The organism is Marinobacter sp. NFXS11, from assembly GCF_040148675.1.
Taxonomy (GTDB): domain Bacteria; phylum Pseudomonadota; class Gammaproteobacteria; order Pseudomonadales; family Oleiphilaceae; genus Marinobacter.
Map to the genome: position 1 here is coordinate 752083 of NZ_JAGDDV010000002.1, position 26299 is coordinate 778381.

Consider the following 26299-nt stretch of genomic DNA (forward strand, 5'->3'; position numbering starts at 1 on the left):
TCAACGGCTGGAGGGGTTATCAAGTTCTATACGGCTATTATCCAACAATTCGTCGATTGAGTACAAACTGATCAGTCAATAGTTAAAATCTTTCAACGACGGGATAGAATTTACTGGAAGAACAAAAGATAACATCACAATTTGCGAGACTTCTTCTATAGTAACTGGAATAACAACGTAATAAGCTGCAGGTAACTGACTGCATCCCAACAGAATGCAAAGAATCAAGGCACGCGATCAAGGACTTACACAATGAGGAAACTGCTGTACGCTCTGGCAGCAACTACGCTGCTTATAACCTCCTGGGCTCATGCTGCACCGGAGCTGCGGTCCGATCATCCCGAGCGTTACACCGTAGTTAAGGGTGACACCCTCTGGGACATTTCGGCCCGTTTTCTGAACAACCCCTGGTACTGGCCGGAAATATGGCATGTAAACCCGCAGGTCGCCAACCCTCACCTGATTTATCCCGGTGATCGCCTTGCCCTGGTTTATATTGATGGCAAGCCCCGTATTACCAAGGTTGCCAGCAACGATGTCGTAAAGCTGTCGCCCAAGGTACGTTCCGAGCCCATCGATACGCCCATCCCGGCGATCCCGCTTGATGCCATTGGCAGTTTCCTGACGGATACCCGTATTGTCAGCCCGGAAGAGATTAACGGTGCTCCCTATGTTCTCGAGGGTGAAGACGGCCGGATTATCACCGGTGCCGGCGACAAGCTCTATGCTCGCGGGGAAAAGCCTGCAGACAAGGTAGGTATATTCCGTCGCAGCAAGGAGTTCCGGGATCCGGATACTGGCGAGTTCCTCGGTCTTGAGGCGCGCAGTATCGCCCGTGGTGATGTGGCGCGGGAAAATGGCGATGTGTTGACCGTAAACCTGACCAGCTCCAACGAAGAGGTTCGCATTGGCGACCGCCTTCTGGTGAGTGAGGACCGTCGCCTGACCACCAGCTTCGTGCCCAGCGCACCCAGCGGGGACATTGAAGGTGAGATGATTTCGGTTGACGGGGGCGTGAGCCAGATCGGTCAGTACGATGTGGTTGCCATTAACCGCGGCACCCGGGAAGGACTGGAAGCCGGGAACGTGATGGCCGTCCTGAAAAGCGGCAATCTGGTTCGCGATCCGGTGACCGGAGAGACCATCGAGCTGCCTTCCGAGCGTGCGGGGTTGTTGATGGTTTTCCAGGCCTACGAAAAAATGAGCTACGGTCTGGTGCTGCAGGCCAACCGCGTGTTGACGGTGGGTGACAAGGTTACCAACCCCTGATTGACTGACTACCGATAGAAGCAATGGCCGGACCAGGAAGGTCCGGCCTCGCTGTTTTCAAGGATGATGCCGTGTTTTCCTCTGCCACAGCCCAATGGCTGTTCCTGACTTGCCTGCCCGGCCTCGGTCGCACCCGTCGGCGTGAACTGCTGACTGAATTTCCTGACTTGCCCAAAATGCTCTCCATGAATGCTGCAACCCTGCGGGCCCTGGGCCTGACTGCAGACGCCATGGCCGCAATCCAGGCCTGGCAAAAGCAGGATGATGCGCATCCGGCGGTTCGTGAGGTGCGGACCATAATGCACGATTGCCAAAAGTATGCCGTCGGTATTTTGACCTGGGGAGATACCCATTACCCGGAGCAGCTCCGGCACATTCACGATGCGCCCCTGGTGCTCTACACCCGAGGCGATATGGAACTCCTCGCCCGGGACCAGATTGGTATCATCGGTAGCCGCAAGGCTACGCCCGCCGGTCTGGATCATGCCCGGCGTTTTGCCGCCGAACTGAGCGCCCGCGAGCTGGTGGTGACCAGCGGTCTGGCGCTCGGGGTCGATGGCGCTGCCCATGCGGGGGCGCTGGAGGCGGGGTGTCCCACCGTAGCGGTGATTGGCTGTGGCCTGGATCGCGTTTACCCTCACCAGCACCGCCGCCTGGGTGAGCGGGTCGTTGCGAACGGGCTGATGATTTCCGAGTATCCACCTGGCACGCCGGCAAGAGCCGCGCACTTTCCCCAACGCAACCGCATTATCAGTGGCCTGAGCCGTGGCGTGCTGGTGGTCGAGGCGGGCCTGCGCAGTGGTTCCCTGATTACCGCGAGGATGGCGCTGGAGCAGGGGCGGGAAGTATTCGCCATTCCCGGCTCGGTGCACAGCCCGGTTGCCCGGGGGTGTCATCACCTGATCAAGCAGGGTGCCCGCCTGGTGGAAACGGTGGACGATATTCTGGAGGAGCTTGGTGCCTGGTGGTCCCCGCCACTGACAGCCGAAGCGGCCGGCACCCCGGAGCCGAAGCCAAGAGGCAAGGGGCCGCTGGCCGGCCTCGACCGCCGTGAAATCGCGGTGTTTGAGGCTTTAGGGTATGATCCACAGTCAACCGATGCACTGAGTTCAGCAACCGGCCTTCCTGCCGATCAGCTTATGCAGTCCCTGTTGCTTCTGGAGTTGCAGGGGCTGGTCAGCTCGGCACCGGGAGGCTTCCAGAAAATTGCCTGAACCCCGTGTGATCATCTAACCGGATCAACGTTTGACACAAGCAGTATGGCCCATTCCCACCCCCTATCTGACTGGCAATTGCACTGCGCTCGCCGCACGGTTCTGGGAGGCGGCGTTATTGCCTATCCCACCGAGGCTGTCTGGGGGCTGGGTTGTGATCCCTGGGACCAGGAAGCGGTAGAGAAGGTTCTGGAGCTGAAGCAGCGCCCGGTCGAGAAAGGCGTGATTCTGGTGGCTTCTTCCCTTGACCAGGTCCGTTTCCTGCTGGATCCCCTTCCCCCTCCGCTCCGGGCCGAGGCTGAGCGTCACTGGCCCGGCCCCGTGACCTGTCTGCTGCCAGACCCAGAGCGACAGGTGCCGGAATGGGTGCGCGGAAAGCACAGTTCCATCGCGGTTCGGGTCAGCGAGCACCCGGTGGTGCGGGCGCTCTGTGAAGCGACGGGCATGCCTCTGGTCTCCACGTCCTGTAATCCGGCCGGGCGACAGCCCGCCCGGCATATCTGGCAGGTGCGCGGGTATTTTGGCGATCAGTTGGACTGGATCGTTCCGGGAGCACTGGGCGGTAATCGCAAACCCAGCCGTATTATTGATATTGTCAGCGGTCAGCAACTTCGTTAGGAGCGTTTATGGCACAGCAACCCGATAGCCAGGCGGTCAAGCAGTATCTGCTGGGCCTGCAGGAGTCCATCTGCAACCGTCTGGAGGCCCTCGATGATGGCGCATCGTTCATCAAGGATGCCTGGGACCGGCCCGAAGGTGGTGGTGGCGTCAGCCGGGTGATCACCGAAGGCCGGGTGTTCGAGAAAGGTGGTGTTAATTTCTCTCACGTCATGGGCGACACCATGCCAGCTTCGGCCACCGCTCATCGTCCCCATCTGGCTGGTGCACCCTGGCAGGCTATGGGTGTGTCCCTGGTGATCCACCCCAACAACCCCTATGTGCCGACCTCCCACGCCAACGTGCGGTTTTTTATTGCCACGCCGCAGAACAGCGAGCCGGTTTACTGGTTTGGCGGCGGCTACGACCTCACGCCTTACTACGGTTTTGAGGAAGACTGTGTGCACTGGCACCGGACAGCCCGCGATGCCTGCGAGCCGTTCGGAGAGGGCACCTACAAGCGATTCAGGGATTGGTGCGATGATTACTTTTATCTGAAACACCGGGATGAACCCAGGGGTGTTGGTGGTCTGTTTTTTGATGACCACAACACCGGCGACTTCGAGCAGGATTTCGGTCTGATGAAAGCGGTGGGCGATAGCTACATAGACGCCTACGAGCCTATCGTCCGGCGCCGAATGGATCATCCGTTTGGTGACCGTGAGCGGGATTTCCAACTCTACCGCCGGGGGCGCTACGTGGAATTCAACCTGGTCTATGACCGCGGCACACTGTTTGGCCTGCAATCCGGCGGTCGCACGGAATCCATACTGATGTCCCTGCCGCCGCTGGTGCGCTGGGACTACAACCGGACCGCCGAGCCCGGTTCGGAAGAAGCCCGGCTGACAGATTATTTCCTGACCGGCCGAAACTGGCTGGAGACCCAACATGACTAACGATCTCTACGCGGTAGTTGGCAACCCCATCAGCCACAGCAAATCGCCGAGGATCCACAGCCTGTTTGCCAGCGAGACCGGTGAGCCGGTTGAGTACACGGCCATCCAGGCGCCGCTGGATGATTTTGCCGGCACGGTGAGGCAATTCTTCGAACGGGGTGGCAGGGGCCTGAACGTAACCGTGCCCTTCAAGGAGGAAGCCTGGAAGCTGGCGGACCGTCGTACCGAGCGGGCCGAGAATGCCGGGGCCGCCAATACCCTGTATCTGGATGACGAGGGCCGGCTCACCGCTGACAACACTGACGGGTGCGGTATCGTGCGAGACCTGGTTGTGAACCACGGTGTCGTCCTCGGGCAGGCACGCATCCTGGTGCTGGGGGCCGGTGGCGCGGTTCGTGGTGTTCTGGGGCCGATCCTGGCGGAGCATCCTGCCGCCATTACCATTGCCAACCGGACGGTTGCCAAGGCTGACGCGCTGGTTAACCTGTTTAAACCCGTGGCGGGCGAGACCGCGCTTTCTGCCTGCGGATTCGAACAGCCCCGGGAGCCTTTTGACGTGATCATCAACGGTACCAGTGCCAGCCTCCAGGGCGATTTACCACCGCTGTCACCGGAGGTACTCGGAGAGCAAACGGTGGTCTACGACATGATGTATTCTCTGCAAACCACGACGTTCAATCAGTGGGCGCTGGAACAGGGTGCACAGAACGTTCATGACGGGCTTGGTATGCTGGTGGAGCAGGCGGCGGAATCCTTCCGTATCTGGCGCGGCGTGAACCCTGCCACCGGCCCCGTCATCGAGGAATTGCGTAACGACTGAGCCGCTGCCACCGGATTGGGCTATGCTCAGGGTCAACTTCCGTAGGGATTTTCGATGGATATTCTTACCCTTGTAGGGCTTGTGGCAGGTGTTCTGATCGTCATCATGGCGATGCTCGCCAATGCCTCTTTCCTGACGTTCCTGAACCTTCCGGGGCTTGCCATTGTGCTGGGCGGGACCTTCGCCGTTACCCTGATCAAATTCCGAATGGCGTCAGTCATGAGCGCCTTCCGCCTGGCCATGTCTGCCGCGTTTACCGACCGCATGGCGCGGCCGGCGGAGCTGATCCGGGAAGTGGGCTCGCTCGCCATGGTGGTGCGCAAAGAGGGCATTCTGGGCCTGGAAAACCACCAGACTGACAACGAGTTCCTCCAGAAGGCCATCAACCTGTGTGTCGACGGCCACCCGCCGGAACTCGTGGAGGAGGCGCTGGCCCAGGAAACCCAGCAGACCGCCGAGCGTTACGAAGTGGCCGAGCGGGTGTTCCGGGGCATCGGCGAATCGGCTCCGGCCATTGGCATGCTGGGCACTCTGGTAGGCCTGGTGCAGATGCTCAACACTCTCGACGATCCGTCCTCCATTGGCCCGGCCATGGCCATCGCCCTGCTTACCACCTTGTACGGTGCGTTTATTGCCCAACTGGTTGCCCTGCCCCTGGCCGACAAGCTTCAGCTGAAAGCCGAGGACGAGGCCCGGAACCAGGTGCTGATCATCACGTCCATCAAGAACATCATGCGCGGTGAGAATCCCCGGGTAATGACCGAACTGCTGTCTTCGTTTGTTCACCCGGAGCAGCGCACCGGCCTGGCGCCGGAGCGGGAGGCCTGAGGGTTTGGAACTGGTCCAGAAGAAAAACAGGAAGCGTTTACAGAACCAGACGCCGGCCTGGATCGTCACATTTGCGGATCTGGCCACCCTGCTGCTGACCTTTTTCATACTCCTGCTGTCGTTTGCCGAGATGGACGTGGAGAAGTACCGGGCCATGGCCAATTCCATGGCGGTCGCTTTTGGCTCCAGTAATGTCCTGGCCGATGATATCGGTGGTTCCCCGCTGACCATGATTGAATCCGAGACGGTATCCCTCCCCGAGCCAACGGAATCCCAGACCAGGGAGCCCGAATTTATTGATGAGCGCGCCGAGGGTGCCGCGCCCACCCAGATCCCTGGAGGCGTGATTGATCTGGCCAGCCGGATGATCCGGGAGCTGGAATCGGAAGTGGCGTCGGAGGCCCTGAGTGTCAATTACGACCAGAACCAGGTGGTGATCCGCTTTTCCGAGGAAGCCACCTTTCGATCCGGTGATGCCGCCATAAAACCCGAGATGATCCCGATCATCGAACGGGTGGTCAATGTGCTGTCCGCCTGTACCGGTGATGTCCTGGTGTCCGGCTACACCGATGACCGGCCCATCTCCAGTGATCGCTACCGTTCGAACTGGGATCTTTCAGCGGCTCGTGCCGTGTCTGTGGTTCACGAGCTGGTGATGAACCGCCAGGTACCCGCCGACCGCGTGGTGGCGGCCGGTCGAGCCGAGACCAATCCTCTGGCGCCTAACGATTCGCCAGAGAACCGGGCCCTTAACCGTCGGGTGGAGATCGCGATTCGTAATCCCGAGTGCAACGATGACGTCCCGACCGGCGACCTTCCGGTCGAAATCATGCCCTGAGTCTTATATCCGGCGTGAAGCTTCTCATTCGTAATCCATATAACTGTCGTGCTTTCAGGGCTTTATACTGTCCGCCGTTTATTGACTGGCACAGCGGAGCGAGAGGGTAACCATGAGTGGACCGGACAAGCCAAAAGTGATTGGCGAAGAGTGGAGTGATGAGCGGGTCAGAAGTTTTCTGGCTATCCAGCCCTGGGATGCTGCCGAGAACCCTGACTTCAACGCCCTGTTGAAAGCCTATCAGGCGATGCGGGCCGAAGATTTCGAGCGCTTTATCGGCTTTTTTGTTGCCGAGGGTCGGGATCTGAATGCCGCAGGCCTAGACGGGGAAACCATTCTTGACCTGATTTCCCGTCATCGCCGCAGTGTCGATTATGCCCGGGCGCTGGAGAACGCCGGCGCCAAGAAAACGGCTGCGGCCGGGGATTGATCGGGCTTCAGAGTTCCCCGAAATGCCGGTGTAAAAACGGACGGAATTGGCTCATGGTGGCGCCAGCCGTCTCCGGATCGGGCCGGATACCGGATTGGAAACCCGGGAGCTCGCCGGACAGGAAAGGTTCCACCAGCGATGGGTTGGCACTGATGACATGAACGACCACATCCCGGCTGGCCTCCTCGCCGGTGATAAGTGGCGCCGGCTGATGATCACCCAGAATGATCATCAGGGCGTCCTGGCGCAGATAGTGGGCGGCGAAGCCCCCGGCAACTTCCAGGGCATAGGCAATCGCCTGACCATAATGCTCCCTGACCCGGTCCGGATCGCGCCACAGCGAAACCGGCGCCTCGCCAGCACCCTCCCAGCGCCGGAACACTTCACCGTTGCCGATGCTTTGCCAGTCATCGAGCACCGGCAGGATCGGCACCCAGGGAGCGTGGCTGCTGATCAGCGCCAGCTCGGCAAAGAGCGGCCCCTCATTCGCATCGCGAATGTCCTGAAACCGGTGCCAGGTGTACTGGTCGGGCATGGTGACCCAGTTGAATGGTGGCCCCTGGTAACCCAGATCATCGTGATCGTAAATCCGGTCGTAGCGGAACAGCCGGCCCTCGGGCCAGGCCTGGGTGATAGCCGGCATCACGGCGACAGTGCTGTGCCCTGTGCTGCGGAAGTCATCGATCAGCGTGGCGTAGCCGGAGCTGAGGAGGGTTTCGTAGGCAAGCTGGTTGTGGATCCACTGGCCACTCAACACGGATAGATGACCAAGCCAGGACTGGCCACCCTGGATGGGTGATTGCAGCCGGCCAGTCACCACCGACAGCCCGGCCGCATCGAGGGACCGGCCCAGGGCCTCAAGGCCCGGATTGACGAGTGACCGGTAGCGCTCGTCCGTGACCGTCGACACCCCGTAGGACTCGATAAAACCCAGAATGACATCGGTATGTGCCAGCCCTGGCAGGGGCGTTGCCCGGCCTTCCCGCCCTGGCTGCGCCCTCAATTCGTTGGCAAAATCCCGGGTTGTCTGGTGAGTGTGAGTGATCAGGGAGGCCTGATTGGCAACGAAGGCCAACGCCGGGCTGCCAATCCAGGGCGTGACGGCCCCGGCCAGAAACAGGCCGGCCACAAACCAGAGCGGTTTACCCAGGTGGGCCGGCGAGTGGTGCGCCAGCCGTTCGAGGCCATAGCGAAACAGCCAGCCCACGCCTGCGAGCAAACCCAGCAGAGCGGCGAGGGCCGCAACCGCCAGAACCGCCCCCAGGTTTGTGTTGAGCAGATTCCAGGCCGCATCCAACAGGCCAACTTCAAGATACAGGTTCAGGCCGCGGCCAAGACTCTCCCGAACCAGGGCATCTGCCAGAACAAGCAGGAACAGAAACGCGTAGGCGATAGCCAGCAAACGGGCGACGCGGTATCTCCGCTCGGGATCCCTGAGCCCGCAAATGATGGCCCACAGGATCAGGGCCTCCAGAGAAAGCCAGGGGGTGTTACCCGGCAATGCCAGGGACGGAAACAGGAACAGCCCGTTCAGCAGAAAAAGCCAGGCCAGTATCACGAAGCGACCTCAACCCAGGCGATCTGTTCCTGCCGACGGGGCAGGGGTACCGGTACCGGCGATTCTCCCTCAACCGATTGTGCCATGCGGGTCAGTGTTTCCCGCCATGGTGATTCGTGGGAGGCATGCCAGGCGCGCCAATGCAGCGCGGCTAGCGCCTCCGGGTGGTTGCAGATCAGGCTGAGCTCCCGGTGAGTCAGGCCCTGCTTGCCTTCTGTGGCGCAGCGATCCACCAGAGACGCCAGGGCTCGTGCTTTCTTGCCCCGTAATGGCGAGGCACTTCGCCTGTGCTCCCGGGCGGGAACGGGAGACAGAACCATCTGTTCGAACCATTCCAGACTGCCCGGTTTCCGATGACCCAGTGGTGCGGGACCGGCAAGATCAATCACCGTCGTTATCCGGTAATCCTCGGGCACCGCCAACCATTGCCCTTCGCCCGGTTTGCGGCTCAGCCACCAGGCCAGAGCAGGTGATAACAATACCGGTGCCAATACGGGCAGCGCCCAGGGTGTCAGCGACGGCGCGTGCCATTGAATCAGGCTGAGCGCCGCAACGGCGGAAGCCAGCAGGAGGGCAAAGTGCCGAAGGCTGAGGCCCGGCTTGGCGCCGCCGGACCGGTTCTGTCCCTGCCAGCCAACTTTGAGATTCGACAGCGCGCCCACAACATGGAAGGTGTGAACCAACATCCGGATGGGGGCCAGCGCCAGTGCTGCGAGCGTCTCCATCAGCGTGTTCCCCGAGAGCCTGAGCAGCCCGCCAAACCGGGTAGTCCGCTTTGCCAGCGCGCGGTCCGCGATTGCAAGCAGCCGGGGGCCGAACAGCAGTACCGAGGTCACCAGGACCAGCAGAAAGCCCGGACCAGAGCCGGTGCCCGTGGTAGCCATCACGCCCGGCAAAGCCGGCGTCGAATCGGCCAGCGCCACATAGCCTGACAAGCCCAGGAAGACCAGCCAGAGCGGAGAGGCCAGGTACGAGAAAATTCCGGTTAACAGGGCCATCCGGTGGGCGAGCCGGATCCTCCCCAGGGTTGCCAGTAGCCACAGATGCTGAAGGTTGCCACGGCACCAGCGCCGGTCCCGGATCAGGTCATCCTCGAGGGTCGGCGGTGATTCCTCAAAACTGCCGGTGATGGTTGGTTCCAGCCAGACCTCGTAGCCGGCCCGGCCCATCAGTGCCGCCTCGATAAAATCATGGCTGAGTACCGGTCCCCGGAACAGGCCGGGCCCGCGAAGCTTGCGAAGACCACAGTGGGCCATGAACGGCGCTACCCGGATGATCGCATTGTGGCCCCAATAGGTGGCCTCTCCAAGCTGGATGGCGGCCAGTCCGGCACCGTAAAGCCTGCCATAACAGCGGTTGGCAAATTGTTGCAGACGCGCAAATCGGGTTTCTGCCCGGGCAAGGCGGGGTGTGGTCTGGATAATCCCCGCTTCGGGCCGGGCTTCCATGAGCTGTATCAGGCGGGTAATGCAATGAGCACTGAGCAGACTGTCGGCATCCAGAACCACCATGTAGCGGTAGCGCCGGCCCCATCGACGCAGGAAATCGGCGATATTGCCGCTCTTGTAGTTCAGATTGATGTTGCGTCGCCGGTAAAACAATTGCTGGCCGGGCGCCAGCTCTGTGCGTATCCGGTCGCAGGTGGCCTGTTCCTCGAGCCAGATTTCCGGGTCCCGGCTGTCCGAGAGCACATAGAAATCAACGGATTCCTGTTGTCCCGTTCGCTCGAGATCGCGGATGATTGCTTTCAGACCGCCGAGGGTGCGCTGCACCGGTTCATTGCAAACGGGCATCACGACGGCGGTAGGTGCGACCGTTGCTTCTTCGGACTCAGGCTGCCCAACGCGGCTGGACAGGCTCCAGGGGTCGCCGCCAAAGCGGAGCGCAACAAAGCCAAAAACGGCGGTCCAGAAGCCCACGCCGATCCACGCAAAGAGGAGCCCGAAGACGGCCAGCAACATGGCAGTCGTTCCGCCATTCGCCTGCTCCGGCAATGTCTGGGCAAACAAATAGACGCCGGCCAGGGTTTGAGCGGCCACCAGGAAAACAAGCAGAAGGCGTCGCCGGAACGCGACCGGGCGCCAGCACGCGGCGCTATTCACGAGGGTAACCGATACTGGCCCGGGTAATGGGTGGCAGAGGGCGCCCCTGGCATGGCCCGGGCAGGGTAAACCACTCCGGCATCCGCGCCAGGAACTGCACGTTGCTCAGGGCCGGGTTTTCAGCGGCGTGTACCTGCAGCAGGCTGTGCAACCGCGCCCGGGTTTCAGGACCGGTATCGTGGCCTGCCGCGCGCAGGTAGAGCAGTGCTCGATCAAACGGTTGGTCTGGTGTGTCCACAGTGGTCTCCGGGATCTAAGGTTACCCCGAAAGATACGGCCACGGCGGTGACTTCAGACCACTGGCTTACTGATCGTTAAGATACTCATCCTTCAGGCGGACATAGTTGGCGGCGGTGTATGTGAAAAAACCGCGCTCCTTCTCCGTCAGCGCCCGGGCTTTCTTGCAGGGCGACCCCACGTAGAGATGCCCGGATTCGAGTGTCTTGCCGGGCGGAACCAGACAGCCCGCGGCAACAATCACCTCGTCCTCCACCACGGCGCCATCCATGATGATGCAGCCCATGCCCACCAGAATCCGGCTGCCAATGGTGCAGCCATGCAGCAGTGCCTTGTGGCCCACCGTCACATCGTCGCCAAGCGTTAGCGGATAACCACCGGGGTTGTAGTCACTGGCGTGGGTGATGTGCAGGACCGACCCATCCTGGATGCTGCACCTGTGTCCTATGCGGATTTTGTGCATATCGCCACGAACCACTGTCATCGGCCAGATGGAAACATCATCGCCGGTTTCCACATCGCCAATCACCACGGCACTTGGATCGACCCATGCCCGTTCCCCAAAATGTGGCGTGATACCCTTGTGTGAACGTATATTCGTCATTACATAGTACCTGTTGGATTGAAATTGAACGCGTATACCCGGAGGCCCGGGGCGCCTGTGGGAGAGGTCCTTCCAAAACTGTCTGTCGCCATGGATGGCGACAGTCAAGCGTCACATGGACGTGCCGCCAGGAGCGTGTTTTGGAAGGACCTCTCCCACAGGTGCCAGCCCCAGAGAATTAAGAAACCAAACTACCCAAGATTCGACGAACTGAGAAGGGGACCTATGAATAACCCGTTACTGACTTACGACCTGTTGCCGAAGTTTGACCATGTCCGCACCGAACACATGGAAACGGCAATTGACCAGATTCTCAGTGAAAACCGGATGAAAATCAGCCAAATCGCAGACCAGGACGATCCCACCTGGGAAACCCTGGCGCAGCCGATGCAGGCGCTGGATGACAAGTTGAGCAACGCCTGGTCGGTGATTTCGCACCTGAACGGCGTGATGAACAACGACGAGCTGCGAAAGGTGTACAAGAACTGCCTGGAGAAGCTCACCGAGTACAGCACCGAGGTGAGCCAGAACGCAGCCCTGTGTGACGCCTACAAGAAGCTGGCCGACCGGGACGATTTCAAGAACCTGAACGAGGCCCAGCGCAAGTCCGTGCAGAACACGCTCCGGGACTTTCACCTGGGTGGTGTGGACCTGCCGGAAGACAAGAAAAAGCAGTACGCCGAGTTGTCCCGGGAGCTGTCCGAGCTGTCCAACAAGTTCAGTGATAACGTGCTGGATGCTACCCAGCACTGGTTCAAACATATCACCGACGTCGATGAACTCGCCGGCGTCCCCGAGACTGCGATCGAAAGCGCCAAACAGGCCGCCCGCCAGAAAGACCTGGACGGCTATGTTATTACCCTGGATTTTCCCAGTTTCTTCCCGGTCATGACCTACTGTGACAACCGGGATCTGCGTCGGGAAGCCTATGAGGCCTTTGTGACCCGCGCCTCCGACCAGGGCCCGGATGCCGGCCAGTGGGACAACACCCCGGTGATGGCGGAAATCCTCAAGCGCCGCCACGCCCAGTCCAAGCTGCTGGGCTTTGACAACTACGCCGAGCGCTCCCTGGCCACCAAGATGGCCCGCAGCAGCGACGAAGTGCTGGACTTCTTGAACCAGCTGGCGGCCAAGTCCAAGCCCCAGGCCGAGAAAGAATTTGCCGAGCTCAAGGCGTTCGCGAAAGACGAGTACGGCGCCGAGGAACTGCAGGCCTGGGATATCGGCTATTACAGCGAAAAGCTTCGCCAGAAGCGCTACGACATCTCCCCGGAAACCCTGCGTCCCTGGTTCCCGGTGAACAAGGTGGTGCCCGGACTATTCCGTGTGGCTGAAAAGCTGTTCGATGTCCAGATTGAAGCGAAGCCGGAAGTGGAAACCTGGCACGAGGACGCCACAGCGTATTGCATCAGCCGCAATGGCGAGCCCCTGGCCTGGTTCTATCTCGACCTCTATGCCCGCCAGGGCAAACGTGGCGGTGCCTGGATGGCCGATTGCCGGGTGCGCTGGCGTAACCTGCGTGGCCAGCTCCAGTTGCCGGTGGCCTTCCTGACCTGCAACTTCACCCCGCCGGTGAATGGCAAACCGTCGCTGCTGACCCACGACGAAGTGACCACCCTGTTCCACGAATTCGGCCACGGCCTGCATCACATGTTGACCCAGGTCGATGTGCTGGACGTTTCCGGTATCAACGGTGTGGCCTGGGATGCGGTGGAACTGCCCAGCCAGTTCCTGGAAAACTGGTGCTGGAATCCGGAATCGTTAGGGCTGATCGCCTCGCATCACGAGACCGGGGAACCGCTTCCGGAGGATCTGCTGCAGAAACTGCTGGCGGCCAAGAACTTCCAGTCCGGCATGGGCATGGTACGACAGCTCGAATTCTCGCTGTTCGACTTCCGCCTGCACGCGGAATTCACCGACGAAGCGCCCACCAACCCGCTGGATATGCACCGCAAGGTGCGCAGCGAGATTGCCGTGGTGGAAGCCCCGCAGTTCAACCGCTTCCCCAACTCCTTCTCGCACATCTTTGCCGGTGGTTATGCGGCTGGCTACTACAGCTACAAGTGGGCGGAAGTGCTGGCGGCCGATGCCTTCTCCCTGTTCGAGGAAAAAGGCATCTTCGACCCGGAAACCGGTAAGGCCTTCCTCCACAATATCCTGGAGAAAGGCGGCTCACAGGAGCCCATGGAACTGTTCAAGGCCTTCCGGGGTCGCGAACCGCAGGTGGATGCGCTCTTGAAGCAAACCGGCATCACGGACGAAGCCGCCTGACCCAATTTGAGCCGGCAGTCGTAAAGGCTGCCGGTTGTTCCAAACGGGAGTATTTTTATGGCGAGTCCAAAACGCTTTATCGCCGGCGCTGTCTGTCCCCGCTGCGCGGAGATGGACAAGATCATGATGTTCACCACCGACGACGATGATCAGGTTCGCGAGTGCGTGGCCTGCGGCTTTACCGACGCGGTATCCGACGCCGAACAACCGTCCAACCCCGAGCTCGAGACGCGGGTGAACAAGCGCAAGAATGAGGACGATCACACCGTCAAGCAGGTGGTGTTCTTCAAGTCTGCTGCCGACGACGAGGATTGATCGTTAACTCTTAGCCTTCTGGTTGAGGGGGTGAGAGGCCATGGGAATGCTTTTCTTCTGGGGAAAAGCAACTCGCTTCGCTCAGACATCTTTTCCCCGCCAGAAAAGCACACCCACACCCTCTCGATCTGGCTCAAAAGATATCTCTTGAGCAACCAATCTTTTCAGCGATATCTGTGAGTTCCTATGTGAGGGGGCCGGGATATTTTTCCCGCCGGAAATTGATGTCTGAGTGCAGCGAGTTGCCATTTCCAAGGGCAAAATATCCCGGCCCCCTCGCAACTCCCCTCAACAAGCAGGCTACAGAAAAACCTCCCAGCTCAAAGAACCATAGCCGCCAACCACCCAAAGCCAAGCAACGGCAAGTTGTAGTGCAGGAACGTCGGCACCACGGTATCCCAGATGTGGTTGTGCTGGCCGTCGGCGTTCAGGCCGGCGGTGGGGCCGAGGGTGGAATCGGAGGCCGGGGAACCGGCATCGCCCAGAGCGCCGGCGGTGCCGACCAGGGCAACGATGGCCAGGGGGCTGAAGCCGAGTTGCAGGGCCAGGGGCACGTATAAGGCCGCGATGATCGGGATGGTCGAGAAGGACGAACCGATCCCCATGGTGATCAGCAGGCCCACCACCAGCATCAGCAGTGCGGCCATGGCCTTGTTCTCGCCAATCACGCCCACCGAGCTGTCCACCAGGCTGGCGATTTCCCCGGTTTCCCGCATCACTTCGGCAAAGCCGGACGCGGCGATCATGATAAAGCCGATCATGGCCAGCATCTTCATGCCCTCGGTGAACAGATCATCGGCCTCTTTCCAGCGCACCACACCGGACAGGTTGAAGAGCACGAAACCGGCCAGGGCGCCCAGGATCATGGAGCCCAGCCAGAGCTGCACCACGAAGGCGGTGACGATGGCCAACAGGGCCACAACCAGGGTGCGCGGGCTGTAGCTGGTTTCTACCCGTTCCGCTTTGGTGATGGTTTCCAGGTTGTAGGTGCGGCCACTGCGATAGCTGAAAAAGACCGCGATCAGCAAGCCGCACAGCATGCCGAGTGCTGGCAGTGCCATGGCTTTCATGACGCTGAGGCCCGAGGCGTCGACGCCGTTGGCGTTGATCTTGGCGATCAGGATTTCATTCAGGTAGATGCCGCCGAAGCCGACGGGCAAGAACATGTATGGGGTGATCAGGCCGAAAGTCAGCACACAGGCAACCAGGCGGCGATCCATGTTCAGTTTGGCCATCACGTAGAGCAGCGGCGGTACCACCAGGGGGATGAAGGCGATGTGGATCGGCAGGATGTTCTGGGACGAGATGGCAATGGCCAGCAGCAGGCCGATGATCAGAAAGCGGATGCCGTTTACTGCGGCGCCTTCCTCCTGACGGCCCACCAGAGCCAGGGCCCTGTCGGCCAGGGCGTGAGCGAGGCCGGATTTGCCGATGGCAACGGCGAAGGCACCGAGCGTGGCGTAGGACAGTGCCACGGTGGCACCGCCTCCGAGGCCGCTATTGAACGCTTCGATGGTGGCTTCCAGGGACATTCCGGCAATCAGGCCACCGGATACGGCACCGATAATCAGGGCAACAACAACGTGGATGCGGCATAAACTCAGGACGAGCATAATCGCGACCGCGGCGACGACGGCATTCATGGCAAAACTCCGGGTAGGAATTAACGGTTGTTCCGGCCCCTTGTGGGGGCCGGCATCATGAAAAGCGCGGTAATGTGCAGGAAATGGTCGCGGTAGTCAAAGAGGTTGTGTAACGGTCAGGCTTCATCGAGGCGGGCAAAGCGGGGAACCTGCTCGCCGGCAACTTCCACGGTTTCCCGGAACATGGTCAGAGGACGCACCCAGAGGCTGTAGTCACCGTAAAGGCAGCGGTAGACCACCATCTGCTCCTCGGTCTCGCTGTGCCGGGCAACGCCGATGACTTCGTAATCCTTGCCCTTGTAGTGTCGGTATTTACCCGGACGTATCTCGTTCTTGCGCTCGGTCATTATTGGCCTCAATGGATTCGGGCTATGCTGGCCCTGTCGTTACGGAGGACGTAGCACGCGCAACCGTCTAAACTGGAAACAATTGCAGGGATGCGAACGACTCAGTCAGGGCTTGAAAGTGTAGATCACCCGGACGGGCCCGGAAACCGGAAACAGCTATGATGCGGCAGTTAACCTGCATCCTTCTCGTTTTATTGTCGCTGGCGTGTCTGGTCAGCACGCCTGTTCAGGCTGCTCCCGTCGCATTTGACTGGCTGGAAGCGGCCGCGGATGAATTGGCGCTCGACGACGTTCGCGTCCTGCCCCCGAGCGACTGGCAGACATCCGGCTCCAGTGAGGTGTTCAATCGTGGTTTCAGTGATGGCAGTTTCTGGCTGAAAGTCGAGATTTCGCCTGACCCGGCGAACCGGGTGATGGAAATCGGTTATCCGTTGCTGGATGAGGTTTCTGTTTACTGGGTCCTGAACGGTGAGCTGATCCAGACCCACCACACTGGCGATACCCTGCCCTTTAGCAGTCGCCCGATTCATCATCGTAATTTTGTTTTCCTGGTGCCCTCGAACACCGAGCCGGTCACCGCCTTCGTGCGGGTGAAAACGCTGGGTTCGGTGCAGATTCCTCTGGAAGTTATTCCGTCGGCGGAATTCCTCGCCAACGAGCAGTTGTCCTACGGTTGGCAGACGATGTTTCTGGGCATCATCGTTGCCATGGCGCTGTACAATCTCTTCCTGTTCGTTATCGTGCGCCATTCCACCTACCTCTGGTACGTGCTGACGGTTGTGTTTACCGGGCTGGTTCAGCTCAATTTCAATGGTCTGCTGTTTCAGTGGCTGTGGCCGGATGCTCCCGGTATCAATCGATATTTCACCATTCCGGTTATCTGCTTCGCCCTCTTCTCCGCCATTATTTTCGCAATCCGCTTTCTGCACATTCGACACTACAGTCTGAGAAGCTATCGGTTCCTGCAGTGGGTTCTGACCGCTATTTTCGCTTGCTTCTTGTTCGGCCTGTTTGGCAGTTATCAGACTGGCATTGTGCTGGTTAGCGGTATTGCGGCAGTGGTTACTCCCGCGGCCTGGTTCATCGGTTTTCTGGTGTGGCGCAAGGGCCAGATCCTGGGCGGTTTTTATGTGCTGGCCTGGACGCCCCTGTTAATTGGCCATCTGATTCTGGCCGTCAGCAAGCTCGGTATGATGCCGCGCAGTTTTCTCACCGAGTTCATGCCCCAGATCGGTGTGGCCTTGGAGGTGGTTCTGCTGTCCTTTGCCCTTGCCTATCGGATCAATCTGGAACGTCGCAAACGCCATGAGGCCCAGGAGCAGGCGCTGGCGATCCAGCAGCAGGCCAACGTGACCCTGGAGATGCGGGTTCAGGAGCGCACCGACGAACTGGAGCGCGCCAATGAACAGCTCAAGGCGATCAGTCTCACCGATGGGCTGACCCACGTCGCCAACCGGCGCCGGTTCGATGAGAAACTGCAGGACGAATGGAAACGGGCCCAGCGACACGGTCACCCATTGAGCCTGTTACTACTGGATATTGATCACTTCAAGCGGGTAAATGACGAGCTCGGCCACCTGGTCGGCGACGACTGTCTGACCGAAGTGGCCGCCCTGTGTGCGGCCGAAGTCCAGCGATCCGGCGACCTGCTGGCCCGCTATGGCGGCGAGGAGTTCATCATTCTGTTACCGGCAACACCGGAAGAAGGGGCAGTTCGCGTGGCCGAACGAGTGCGTCAGGCTGTTGCCCGGTCGCCGGTCTATTCCAACGAGCGGGTCGCCCCGGTCAGTCTCACTATCAGTGTGGGCGTTGCCTGCGTGGTTCCGGATCCGGAGATGGAGCCCCAGGAACTGATCCGTCAGGCCGACGAGGCCCTTTACTCGGCAAAGGAGTCCGGCCGAAACCGGGTCATGGTGGCCCGTGATTTCAGGGCTGCGACCGTATCCGGTGCCTGAGGGCTCTCTGATCTTCAGTTCTTCAGCTTGTAACGGCCTGGCCCGAGGAAGATCACTGCAACGGCAGTAAACAGGAAGAAGCCCTGCAGCTCAAGTGCCCAGCCGCCACCGCGTCCAAGGCTCAGAAGTTCGTTGCCATGTACCAGGATAATGGCAAACAGCATGTTGAAGATGATCAGCAGGGCTCCGATCCGGGTTTGATAGCCCAGAACCACCATCAGCGGTGCGATGATTTCGCCGACAAATACGCCGTAGGCAAGAAAGGTAGGCAGGCCGTGGCTGGCCAGTTCGCCTTCGATAAAACCAACACCGTTAAGCAGTTTGGCAATGCCGTGGAACAGCATCAGCCCGCCCAGGGTCAGGCGAATAATCAGTTTTCCCAGATCAGCGTTTTCGAGCAAGGCAAGGGTCTCCGTTTTATAGGTTGCGAATGTCAGGATACAGCGGCAGAAGCTGTTTGATCAGCCGGTTCTGGGCGCCCGTGGGAATATCGTTTTTCTCCATCGCCAGGATCAGGTTTTCCGCCAAAGCATTGAACTGGGTGTCGGTGATGGCCATGTCGGAATGCAGTTCGCGCATCTCCCTTCCGGTGTAGGCACAGGGCCCGCCACTGAGCTCGCACAGCTGATCTGTGAGGTTGTGGTGGAACTGGGCGACATCCATGCCTTTGAACTGCTGGTTGATGCGCTCGTCCTCGACGATCAGGTAGAGCAGGTCCTCCACTACGTTTGCGATGCCTTCCCGTTCACCGAGCTGCTGATACAGGCTGTTTTCCGGCCCGCTGTTCAGATTTTGGCAGCCACCGAGTCCCAGTGCCAGCGCAATCAACAGGGCGGTAAGCGTGGGGTGCAGATTTGTTTGGACCATAATCAGAAACTCCCCTGCAGCGACAGATACAGACCTTGCTGGTCTTCCAGTGTGGCAACGTCACCCAGGTTGACCAGAGCGCCTGTGACTGCCAGGCGACGGTCCGGAACCCAGGCGACAAACAGGTCCCACCAGTCGTCTTCGGTGGCAAAGCTCAGGTTGTCCGGCTTCTGCCGGTATTCGGCGCCTACCAGCCACTGACGATTCAGGAAAAGCCCGACGCTGCCCTCCATCATCAGTTCGTGGTTGTTGTTCCGGTCACCGCCAAATCCCAGGAGCCCGCCCTGGTTGGCCCGGGTTGCCCGCGCGGTCAGGTTTACCAGCAGGTTGCGCTCCATCACGGCGGCAAAGAACAGCTTGCTGCCACTGACATACACATCGGTGCCACTGTCGTCCCGGGCGCCAATCGCCGACGGCACGGTGAAATCCCGCTGGCGCTTGTACTGCACACCGGCAGACCACTGGCCCCACGGACTGTACAACACATCGCCGACGAGCCGGACCTTGGCGCCGAAAATATCCTGGTTCAGCTCGTCCTGTTCCAGGCCGAAACCGTCTTTCAGGGTAAACACGAGGCTGTCCAGATCCAGGGTCTGCCGCGCCACGGTGAGTTCCAGCCGGTTGTTCCAGTTCAGGCCGGCACTGGTGACCGAGAGCGAGTACTCGTCCACTTCGGCCCGGCTGAGTGCAAGGGTGCCGCCCCACTCCTCGTCGCTGGCGTAGCTTCCAAGCAGTGCCCAGGGCACCAGGCCGCCGCCGGCACTGCCCTCGATGGTGGTAACGCCTCCGGTCGCCCAGATCCGGCTGCCAATGTCGGCGCCGGCCACCGGTGCGATCAGGAGCGCCACGGCCATTGTTACCAGGCATCTTGCTGTCATTCTGAATACTCCGGGTTGGTATGGGTCAATTCCTCCCGACGGTCAGCCAGGGCGCGGGCTGTCTCAGGCAGATCCTCCGGTGCGACGGGACGGCTCAGGTAGAAGCCCTGAGCCAGGTTGCAGCCCCAATGCTGCAGAAGGCGCCATGCCTCCAGGTTCTCGATGCCTTCGGCCACGACCTTCAGCCCGAGGCCATGGGCCATATCAATGGTGGAACGCACAATCAGCTGGTCCTGGGGCTCGGTATCCAGCCTGAGCACGAACGACTTGTCGATTTTCAGCTCCTGTACCGGGAGCTTGCGCAACTGGGACAGCGAGGAATAACCGGTACCGAAGTCGTCTACCGACAGGGTCACGCCCAGTTCCCGGAGCCGGTTCAGTGTTGCCATCGCCTCTTCCGGGTCTTCCATCAGGGCGCTTTCGGTGACTTCCAGAGTGACCCGCTCCAGATTGTGGTGCCAGCCCTGGAAGGTGTCGCCAATGTGTTGGATAAGGGCGGGCCACGTCAGGTCCATGGCGGACAGGTTGATGGCGACGCCCGCATCAACACCCTGTTCGTGCCAACGCCGGGCATCGCTGGCGACCCGTTGCAGGATATGGGCTGTCAGATCGTGGATTTGTCCCGACTGCTCGGCAAGAAAGATGAACTCCTCCGGGGATATAAAACCCAGCTCCGGGTGAATCCAGCGTACCAGGGCCTCCACCTGAACCAGCTCACCGGTCTGGCTGTTCAGTTTTGGCTGATAGTTCATGTGCAACCCGTTGTTCAGGATGGCGGTGTGCAGATCGGTAACCAGTTTCAGTTCCCGGAGATGACTTTCATCCTGTCCGGGCTTGTAGCGTGTGAAGGCTTCGGGATGGGCCTCGGCCTGCTCGAAGGTGAGATTGAGCCGGCGACGCAGGGCGTCGGTATCCGAGGCATCTTCCGGCAGTTCCATGGTGACGATGGTGACCCTGAGGGAGAAGGGCGTCTGGTCTACCTGCAAGGGAGATTCGATGAGCGCGTGCAGTTGCCGGATTCTTTCATTGCTTTGCTCCGGGGGCAGTGAAGGAATCAGGGCCAGGAATTCGCCGCCGCCGGTGCGGGCGAGGATGCGGGCGTCCGGGAGTTCCTGCTGCAGGCGCTTTGCAATACCGATCAGCACCTTGTCGCCGAATTCCAGCCCCAGGGTGTCGTTGATGTCGGAGAGATCGTTGAGCCGGATCCCCACCAGTGAACCCGTGCCACGGTTCTCAAACAGCTCGGCGGCTTCCTGCATCAGGGCGTTGCGGTTTTTCAGTCCGGTGACGTCATCGTGGGTCGCCGCATAGCGGATCTGGGCTTCCCGCTCCCGAAGGCCAGACAGCATGTCCCGCAGGGCATTCCGGAGCTGGGTCAGTTCGCCGCCGGCCCGGATTGCCGGTGCCTCGGGCGTGGTGCCCTCACCGATAGCCCGCGCGTAGCTTGCCAGCTGCAGCACCGGACGCCCGAGGTTCCGGGCAATGACCAGTGCCAGCAGAATGGCGAAAATCAGGATAGCGGTTACCAACAGGGCAATTTCCACCGCTCGTTGGTAGTAGTTCTGGAGCGTGGCATCACGGCTGATCAGGAGTACGGCCTGGACGGCGGCGGGGTCTGATTCGCCCAGGTTGATTATCCGGGTGAAATAACCGGCACTTTCGATGAAATTGGCGTTGTCGGATGCGCCTGAAAGCTCCTGTTCCAGCTTGGCATCGATACTGGTGGTGGCGGCAAAACTGTTCAGGCTGTGGTTCTGATTCGATCGTGCCCGGAAGATCACCGATGTACCACTAAGCCTGGCGATGACCTCTGCCAGGGATTGGTCCATGGCAAAGCCGCTAACTAGCCAGGCCCGAAGCCCCGGGGCCTCTATCGGGATGATGAGAATCTCGTAGCCCCTGCCATCAATGGCCCGCAGTGACCGGGCAAATCCATTACGACGGGTGCTTGTCAGCTGTTCCTGGCTGACGGCAGGAAAAGAGCTTTGCAGGGTCGAGGCCAGGGGCTCTCCCTGACTGTCCAGCAAGAGCGCGAAGTCGGCGCCCACCCTGCCGCTGTGGTTTTCCAGCGCACTGTCGATGGTTGCCGGGTCGCGGCTGGCAATGGCGGAGCGAAAGCCGAAATCCTGTACTACAACACTGAGCCGGGACAGTTCCAGCTCAGTCCGGCGGTCAATCACCTCGTTGGTCAGCCGCTCTCCGATAGCCAGCTGTTCCAGTGCCCTGCTTTTTTCATCCTCGAACAGGTACACCATCAGCAGGGCGACGATCACGAGGCTCACCAGCGCCACCAGCGAGATCATGGCCGCAATAAGCCGGCCCCGGAATCCGAGACGAGATACCAGACCCATCAAAGCTCCCGAAAGCGTTGCTGGAGACGGTCCAGCGAGCCTTCTGCGGCAGGCTCGGGCTCAAGATTGAGGGTGACGATTGCGGGCTCGCTGTCACGTTCGATTTCGCGGGTGACCGGGCGGGTGTTATCCGGCAGTCGTGGGTGCCAGATCTCAAGTGTCACCGTGTCCTGGCTGCCTTCGCCGGCCAGAGTGTCGAGCGACAGGGTAACCCGGCCCGAGGCATCTGTTCGGCCGGTAGCAGCAGTGTCGGTGACCACCACAAAGCCCTGCATGTGGTCATGAATGTTGCATCCAAGTTCAACGATGCCAGGCTTGTCGAAAACAATGGGAGCCGCCGGGCGGTCGGCGTAAAGCTCAATGTTGAAGGTTTTCGCCGGCGAGAAGGAATACACGTGGTGCTGGGTATTGTCGCGATTCGGGAAATCCACGCTGGAGCCGACTGGCACCACCAGTACATGGGGATGGAAGGCGCGATCCTTCTGATAGATTTCGGCAGAAACCGGTGTTGCCGGACGGGCGCTGTCTGCGGAAACCACGGCATTGGCCACGGGTTCGGTGTTGCCTTCCAGGGTGACGGTTACGGACAGCTCGTACGCGTTGGCCGTCGATGCCATGGCAGAAATCAACAGTCCCGCCAGCACTGCAATCGCTGATACTTTCATTAAACCTCTGAACCTGTCAGGCCAGGCCGGACCCGAGAGAAAATCGAATGTGGTTCCTTACCAGCAGATTTTCCCAGTAATGCCGCATCCAGTCCCAGGCGGCGTTGTTCACCTGCTCGACAAACGGGTCGAGGTTGAGCTCGTAATAGTCCGGCGTGCCTGCTATCTGCAACACGGTGACGGTGATGGAGTCGTCCAGCTCGTTGGCAAAGGGCTCGCCGATAAGCTGATGAGCCAGAAGGTTAGCACGAGTCGCTTCCATATCCACGATTTCGCTGGCCCGGGTACATCGGTTGTTTTCATACATTTCTTCCATCAATCGGTGGCAAAGGTAGGCGCGGATCAGCAGGCCATCGAGACCGTCATAGCGCACCAGGAGCGCTGATGGCTGGGTGAAATACCGGATGGCGGCGTTCACGAAGGGCTCAAACAGGTCGGCTTTTCCGGCTTCCCGGGCACAGGCTTCTACGCACTCGATCAGCCTTGGTGCCATTTCGATGTACTCAACCACGAACTGGAACAGGCAGGTGGCGGGCTGATACCCCTCAATAGTGACTGCAGACGGCAACACGGCAACCTTTTCGTGAAGCTGTCGGAGGAAGGTCCCGGAGCGGGCTTCCTTACGCCGCGCCTGGTCAATAATCTCAAGCACTACCTGTGGTGTCATTTCAGGAGAAGCCGATGTCTGAACGAATTGAGGTCGCAAGGCGCCTCCCGTTGTTAGCAACTGATAGCAACGAGTTCCCGGGCAGGAGAGAAGGGCTGGCTACCACATCATGCCTGCCTGTTCAGACAAGTGTAGCCGAGATTTTTGCCCCTGCTTTTCCGCTGTGGTGAAAATACCTGGCTGTAATGTTTCAGATTGAATCTGCGTCACTGGCTCTGGAACCAACGATCATTCCTGGTATGGGACCAGCACAGCCACCCCATGCTCAGAGCCCGCGCCACCATCAGGGAGATCAGCGCGAACCAGAGCCCGTGATTGCCCCAGCCCGTGGTCAGCCACCAGACCGGAGCAAAAACGGCCAAGGCTGAGAACAGCATGGTGTTCTGCATGTCCCGGGTGCGGGTTGCTCCAATAAAGACGCCGTCCAGAAGGAAACCCCAGACTGCGGCAAACGGTAGCAGCCAGAGCCAGGGCAGGTAGCGCCAGGCGGTGGCTCTCACCTCTTCGATCCCGGTCAGCAGCGCAATCAGCCAGTGTCCGCCGGCAACAAAAACAAGGGTGAGCAAGAGGGCGCCCCAGAGTGACCATCGCAGGGCACTTTGAAAGACCACCCGGAAGCGCCGGCGGCTGCCTTTGCCGATGGCCTCGCCAATCAGCGCCTCGGCAGCATTGGCAAAACCGTCCAGGGCGTTGGAGATCAGCAGTAGAAAGGTGATCAGAACGGCATTGGCAGCGAGGATGGTGTCTCCCTGACGGGCGCCCTGGGCGGTAAAGAATGCCAGCACCAATAACAGGGCGATGGTTCGGACCATGATGTAGCGGTTAACCCGGAGGATCTTCAGATAATCCTCGAGTTTGCCGAACAGAGCCCTCGTCAGCCTCTGCCCCTCAGGTATTCGCCGTAATACGATCAGGAAACCGATGGTGGCGGCACCGTATTCGGCGATCACAGTGGCAATGGCCACGCCCCGGCTGTTCCAGCCAAGCACGGTAACAAAAAGAACATCCAGAACGATGTTCAGGCCGTTTGCCGCAATCAGCATGATCATCGGGCCTCGCGGAAACTGGGTGCCGATGAGCCAGCCAACCAGGGTGTACTGGCAGAGAACGGCCGGCGCGCTCCAGATCCGGATCCCGGCATACTCGGCCGCCAGTTCGGTAACGTTGTCACTGGGATTCATCAGGCTCAGGCCGGTCTGGATCAGCGGCTGGTGAAACAGGATCAGTAGCAGACCAATACCGGTTGCCAGCAGCACCGACCGCAGGAGCAACGCCACCTGGCTAAAGCTGTCCCGCTTACCCCAGGCCTGGGCTGCCAGACCCGTGGTGCCCATGCGCATGAAGCCGAAGGTCCAGTAAAGGATGCTGAACAGGTTGGCACCAACGGCGACCGCCCCAAGATACTCCGGGCTTTCCAGGTGTCCGAGCACGGCAGTATCCACCAGTCCCAGAAGCGGCACAGTAAGGTTGGTAAGCATCAACGGCCAGGCCAGAGCCCAGAGGCGCCGGTCAGTTGCCGGCAGGTTTAATGTCATATTCGTTTTGCTTATTAAAAGAATGTGGTTAGCGCTTTTGGGTTTAACCGATTTTTTAGTCTTTTTTTGATCTGTGTCTATACTCGAATCTGAGGTATCCGTAAGCAGGCTTCCACTCTGGTTTTTCCGGTGTATGCGAGCGCCAGTAAGGACCAGTGGGATAACGCAAAATCCGACAAGAATAACACTCTGTGGAGACACAGTATGCGCGTGCACGCTCAGCGGGCAGGTGCCCTTTTAGGCGGTCTGATGTTCCCCGCCTGGTCCATGGCGGACTGGACACTGAACATGACCCCGGGGGTGACCGGCACCAGTAACGAAATTTTCAGCCTTCACATGACCATACTCTGGATCTGCGTCGTCATTGGCGTCGTGGTTTTCGGGGTCATGTTCTGGTCTATTTTTGCCCACCGAAAATCCCAGGGCGCCAAACCGGCCAACTTTCACGAGAACACCCTGGTAGAAATTCTCTGGACCATCATACCCTTTGTGATCCTCGTTGTTATGGCAATTCCTGCCACGGCGACCCTGGTCGACATGTATGACACCTCCGAGTCGGAGGTGGACATCAAGATCACCGGGTATCAGTGGAAGTGGCAATACGAATATATCAATGAGGATTTTGGCTACTTTTCCAACCTGGCGACGCCGCGAGACCAGATTGAGAACCGACAGGCCAAAGGTGAAAACTACCTTCTCGAGGTGGACAACCATCTCGTGGTTCCGGTCGGGAAAAAGATCCGTTTTCTGGTGACGGCCAACGATGTTATCCACTCCTGGTGGGTGCCGGATTTTGGCGTCAAGAAAGATGCGATTCCGGGCTTCATCAACGAGACCTGGACCCGGGTCGACAAGCCCGGCATTTATCGCGGTCAGTGCACCGAGCTTTGTGGCAAGGACCATGGCTTCATGCCGGTGGTTGTCGAAGCGGTTCCCGAGGAGGAGTACAACGCCTGGGTTGCGGAGAAGAAGGAAGCTGCCGAGCGCGAGCGCCAATTGACGCAGAAAGACTGGACCATGGCCGAGCTGATGGAACGGGGCGAAAAAGCCTATCAGACCGCTTGTGCTGCCTGCCACCAGGCGGACGGCAGCGGTGCGCCACCGGCGTTCCCGGCGCTGAAGGGAAGCCCCATTGCAACCCAGGACATGGCGGCTCACATAGACATCGTTGTGAACGGCAAGTCCGGTACGGCCATGCAGGCTTTCGGCAACCAGCTGAGCGAAGTGGACCTGGCGGCGGTGATTACCTACGAGCGGAACGCCTGGGGTAACAACACCGGTGAAATGGTCACTCCGAAAGAAATTTTTGATTACAAGAACCAGCAGTAATCAACGCCAGATAACAGATATCA

Annotated in this window: 25 protein-coding genes; 12 read left to right on the plus strand and 13 right to left on the minus strand. The window is 59.7% G+C overall.

The window, feature by feature from the left end; all coding sequences use genetic code 11:
• Positions 1-252: 252 nt before the first annotated feature.
• The 8 genes from J3362_RS12420 (at position 253) to J3362_RS12455 (ending at position 6952) form a co-directional block, all read left to right on the plus strand.
• Positions 253-1269 (plus strand): LysM peptidoglycan-binding domain-containing protein, encoded by a 1017-nt coding sequence (locus J3362_RS12420; protein WP_349520081.1) that lies wholly within the window; start codon positions 253-255, stop codon positions 1267-1269.
• A gap of 23 nt (positions 1270-1292) precedes the next feature.
• Positions 1293-2483 (plus strand): DNA-processing protein DprA, encoded by a 1191-nt coding sequence (gene dprA, locus J3362_RS12425; RefSeq protein ID WP_502882430.1) that lies wholly within the window; start codon positions 1293-1295, stop codon positions 2481-2483.
• A gap of 45 nt (positions 2484-2528) precedes the next feature.
• Entirely contained in the window at positions 2529-3101 is a 573-nt protein-coding gene (gene tsaC / locus J3362_RS12430) for an L-threonylcarbamoyladenylate synthase type 1 TsaC (protein WP_349520083.1), read from the plus strand.
• Positions 3102-3109: 8 nt separating this feature from the next.
• Positions 3110-4036: an oxygen-dependent coproporphyrinogen oxidase gene (gene hemF, locus J3362_RS12435; RefSeq protein ID WP_349520084.1), complete on the plus strand. Its 927-nt coding sequence runs from the start codon at positions 3110-3112 to the stop codon at positions 4034-4036.
• Complete coding sequence (aroE, locus tag J3362_RS12440) at positions 4029-4856, plus strand: shikimate dehydrogenase (protein WP_349520086.1); 828 nt, start codon at positions 4029-4031, stop codon at positions 4854-4856. Before hemF ends, aroE begins: the two co-directional genes overlap by 8 nt.
• Positions 4857-4910: 54 nt before the next feature.
• Entirely contained in the window at positions 4911-5684 is a 774-nt protein-coding gene (locus tag J3362_RS12445) for a motility protein A (RefSeq protein WP_053113435.1), read from the plus strand.
• A gap of 4 nt (positions 5685-5688) precedes the next feature.
• Complete coding sequence (locus J3362_RS12450) at positions 5689-6522, plus strand: flagellar motor protein MotB (RefSeq protein ID WP_349520087.1); 834 nt, start codon at positions 5689-5691, stop codon at positions 6520-6522.
• A 112-nt stretch (positions 6523-6634) separates the two neighbouring features.
• Positions 6635-6952, plus strand: coding sequence for a PA4642 family protein (locus J3362_RS12455; protein WP_349520089.1), 318 nt, complete (start codon positions 6635-6637; stop codon positions 6950-6952).
• Positions 6953-6959: 7 nt separating this feature from the next.
• Here J3362_RS12455 and J3362_RS12460 read toward each other — a convergent pair whose 3' ends face one another.
• From J3362_RS12460 to J3362_RS12475, 4 genes are all read right to left on the minus strand, one after another.
• Complete coding sequence (locus tag J3362_RS12460; protein WP_349520090.1) at positions 6960-8510, minus strand: alkaline phosphatase family protein; 1551 nt, start codon at positions 8508-8510, stop codon at positions 6960-6962.
• Complete coding sequence (mdoH, locus tag J3362_RS12465; protein WP_349520091.1) at positions 8507-10612, minus strand: glucans biosynthesis glucosyltransferase MdoH; 2106 nt, start codon at positions 10610-10612, stop codon at positions 8507-8509. Before mdoH ends, J3362_RS12460 begins: the two co-directional genes overlap by 4 nt.
• Complete coding sequence (locus J3362_RS12470) at positions 10605-10850, minus strand: hypothetical protein (RefSeq protein WP_349520092.1); 246 nt, start codon at positions 10848-10850, stop codon at positions 10605-10607. The genes mdoH and J3362_RS12470 overlap by 8 nt, the downstream gene beginning before the upstream one ends.
• Before the next feature lie 66 nt (positions 10851-10916).
• Entirely contained in the window at positions 10917-11453 is a 537-nt protein-coding gene (locus J3362_RS12475) for a gamma carbonic anhydrase family protein (protein WP_349520094.1), read from the minus strand.
• Between the two features lie 225 nt (positions 11454-11678).
• On the opposite strand from J3362_RS12475, the gene prlC reads away from it, so the two are divergent.
• Positions 11679-13724, plus strand: a complete 2046-nt coding sequence (prlC, locus tag J3362_RS12480) for an oligopeptidase A (RefSeq protein ID WP_349520095.1) — start codon at positions 11679-11681, stop codon at positions 13722-13724.
• A 57-nt stretch (positions 13725-13781) separates the two neighbouring features.
• On the plus strand, positions 13782-14039 hold the full coding sequence (locus J3362_RS12485; RefSeq protein ID WP_008176700.1) for a YheV family putative zinc ribbon protein: 258 nt from the start codon (positions 13782-13784) through the stop codon (positions 14037-14039).
• 320 nt (positions 14040-14359) lie between these two features.
• Here J3362_RS12485 and J3362_RS12490 read toward each other — a convergent pair whose 3' ends face one another.
• Complete coding sequence (locus tag J3362_RS12490; protein ID WP_349520096.1) at positions 14360-15682, minus strand: Na+/H+ antiporter family protein; 1323 nt, start codon at positions 15680-15682, stop codon at positions 14360-14362.
• A 116-nt stretch (positions 15683-15798) separates the two neighbouring features.
• Positions 15799-16029 (minus strand): DUF1653 domain-containing protein, encoded by a 231-nt coding sequence (locus J3362_RS12495; RefSeq protein WP_064229415.1) that lies wholly within the window; start codon positions 16027-16029, stop codon positions 15799-15801.
• Positions 16030-16187: 158 nt separating this feature from the next.
• Here J3362_RS12495 and J3362_RS12500 point away from each other — a divergent pair, with 158 nt between their 5' ends.
• Entirely contained in the window at positions 16188-17984 is a 1797-nt protein-coding gene (locus J3362_RS12500; RefSeq protein WP_349520098.1) for a sensor domain-containing diguanylate cyclase, read from the plus strand.
• A gap of 14 nt (positions 17985-17998) precedes the next feature.
• Here J3362_RS12500 and J3362_RS12505 read toward each other — a convergent pair whose 3' ends face one another.
• From J3362_RS12505 to J3362_RS12535, 7 genes are all read right to left on the minus strand, one after another.
• Positions 17999-18385, minus strand: a complete 387-nt coding sequence (locus J3362_RS12505; protein ID WP_062783591.1) for a DoxX family protein — start codon at positions 18383-18385, stop codon at positions 17999-18001.
• A 16-nt stretch (positions 18386-18401) separates the two neighbouring features.
• Entirely contained in the window at positions 18402-18851 is a 450-nt protein-coding gene (locus J3362_RS12510) for a group I truncated hemoglobin (RefSeq protein ID WP_349520099.1), read from the minus strand.
• A gap of 2 nt (positions 18852-18853) precedes the next feature.
• Positions 18854-19729, minus strand: a complete 876-nt coding sequence (locus J3362_RS12515; RefSeq protein WP_349520100.1) for a DUF3034 family protein — start codon at positions 19727-19729, stop codon at positions 18854-18856.
• Complete coding sequence (locus J3362_RS12520) at positions 19726-22080, minus strand: putative bifunctional diguanylate cyclase/phosphodiesterase (RefSeq protein WP_349520101.1); 2355 nt, start codon at positions 22078-22080, stop codon at positions 19726-19728. Before J3362_RS12520 ends, J3362_RS12515 begins: the two co-directional genes overlap by 4 nt.
• On the minus strand, positions 22080-22745 hold the full coding sequence (locus J3362_RS12525) for a methylamine utilization protein (RefSeq protein WP_349520102.1): 666 nt from the start codon (positions 22743-22745) through the stop codon (positions 22080-22082). The genes J3362_RS12520 and J3362_RS12525 overlap by 1 nt, the downstream gene beginning before the upstream one ends.
• Positions 22746-22761: 16 nt before the next feature.
• A complete protein-coding gene (locus tag J3362_RS12530) occupies positions 22762-23412 on the minus strand; it encodes a hypothetical protein (RefSeq protein WP_349520103.1) in 651 nt (216 codons plus the stop codon).
• A gap of 206 nt (positions 23413-23618) precedes the next feature.
• Entirely contained in the window at positions 23619-24947 is a 1329-nt protein-coding gene (locus J3362_RS12535; protein WP_349520104.1) for an MATE family efflux transporter, read from the minus strand.
• A 204-nt stretch (positions 24948-25151) separates the two neighbouring features.
• Between J3362_RS12535 and coxB the strand changes: the two genes are divergently transcribed.
• The gene (gene coxB / locus J3362_RS12540; protein WP_349520106.1) at positions 25152-26276 is read left to right on the plus strand and encodes a cytochrome c oxidase subunit II; all 1125 of its coding nucleotides are present in this window, start codon (positions 25152-25154) and stop codon (positions 26274-26276) included.
• The last annotated feature ends 23 nt before the right edge of the window (positions 26277-26299 follow it).

Coding starts and splice junctions, on each gene's coding strand:
- hemF (WP_349520084.1), top strand. CDS start 3,110: ATGGCACAGCAACCCGATAGCCAGGCGGTCAAGCAGTATCTGCTGGGC.
- J3362_RS12530 (WP_349520103.1), bottom strand. CDS start 23,412: ATGACACCACAGGTAGTGCTTGAGATTATTGACCAGGCGCGGCGTAAG.
- coxB (WP_349520106.1), top strand. CDS start 25,152: ATGCGCGTGCACGCTCAGCGGGCAGGTGCCCTTTTAGGCGGTCTGATG.
- J3362_RS12495 (WP_064229415.1), bottom strand. CDS start 16,029: ATGACCGAGCGCAAGAACGAGATACGTCCGGGTAAATACCGACACTAC.
- J3362_RS12500 (WP_349520098.1), top strand. CDS start 16,188: ATGATGCGGCAGTTAACCTGCATCCTTCTCGTTTTATTGTCGCTGGCG.
- dprA (WP_502882430.1), top strand. CDS start 1,293: ATGGCCGGACCAGGAAGGTCCGGCCTCGCTGTTTTCAAGGATGATGCC.
- J3362_RS12520 (WP_349520101.1), bottom strand. CDS start 22,080: ATGGGTCTGGTATCTCGTCTCGGATTCCGGGGCCGGCTTATTGCGGCC.
- J3362_RS12525 (WP_349520102.1), bottom strand. CDS start 22,745: ATGAAAGTATCAGCGATTGCAGTGCTGGCGGGACTGTTGATTTCTGCC.
- J3362_RS12535 (WP_349520104.1), bottom strand. CDS start 24,947: ATGACATTAAACCTGCCGGCAACTGACCGGCGCCTCTGGGCTCTGGCC.
- aroE (WP_349520086.1), top strand. CDS start 4,029: ATGACTAACGATCTCTACGCGGTAGTTGGCAACCCCATCAGCCACAGC.
- J3362_RS12455 (WP_349520089.1), top strand. CDS start 6,635: ATGAGTGGACCGGACAAGCCAAAAGTGATTGGCGAAGAGTGGAGTGAT.
- J3362_RS12445 (WP_053113435.1), top strand. CDS start 4,911: ATGGATATTCTTACCCTTGTAGGGCTTGTGGCAGGTGTTCTGATCGTC.
- tsaC (WP_349520083.1), top strand. CDS start 2,529: ATGGCCCATTCCCACCCCCTATCTGACTGGCAATTGCACTGCGCTCGC.
- J3362_RS12515 (WP_349520100.1), bottom strand. CDS start 19,729: ATGACAGCAAGATGCCTGGTAACAATGGCCGTGGCGCTCCTGATCGCA.
- J3362_RS12510 (WP_349520099.1), bottom strand. CDS start 18,851: ATGGTCCAAACAAATCTGCACCCCACGCTTACCGCCCTGTTGATTGCG.
- J3362_RS12490 (WP_349520096.1), bottom strand. CDS start 15,682: ATGAATGCCGTCGTCGCCGCGGTCGCGATTATGCTCGTCCTGAGTTTA.
- J3362_RS12475 (WP_349520094.1), bottom strand. CDS start 11,453: ATGACGAATATACGTTCACACAAGGGTATCACGCCACATTTTGGGGAA.
- J3362_RS12485 (WP_008176700.1), top strand. CDS start 13,782: ATGGCGAGTCCAAAACGCTTTATCGCCGGCGCTGTCTGTCCCCGCTGC.
- prlC (WP_349520095.1), top strand. CDS start 11,679: ATGAATAACCCGTTACTGACTTACGACCTGTTGCCGAAGTTTGACCAT.
- J3362_RS12420 (WP_349520081.1), top strand. CDS start 253: ATGAGGAAACTGCTGTACGCTCTGGCAGCAACTACGCTGCTTATAACC.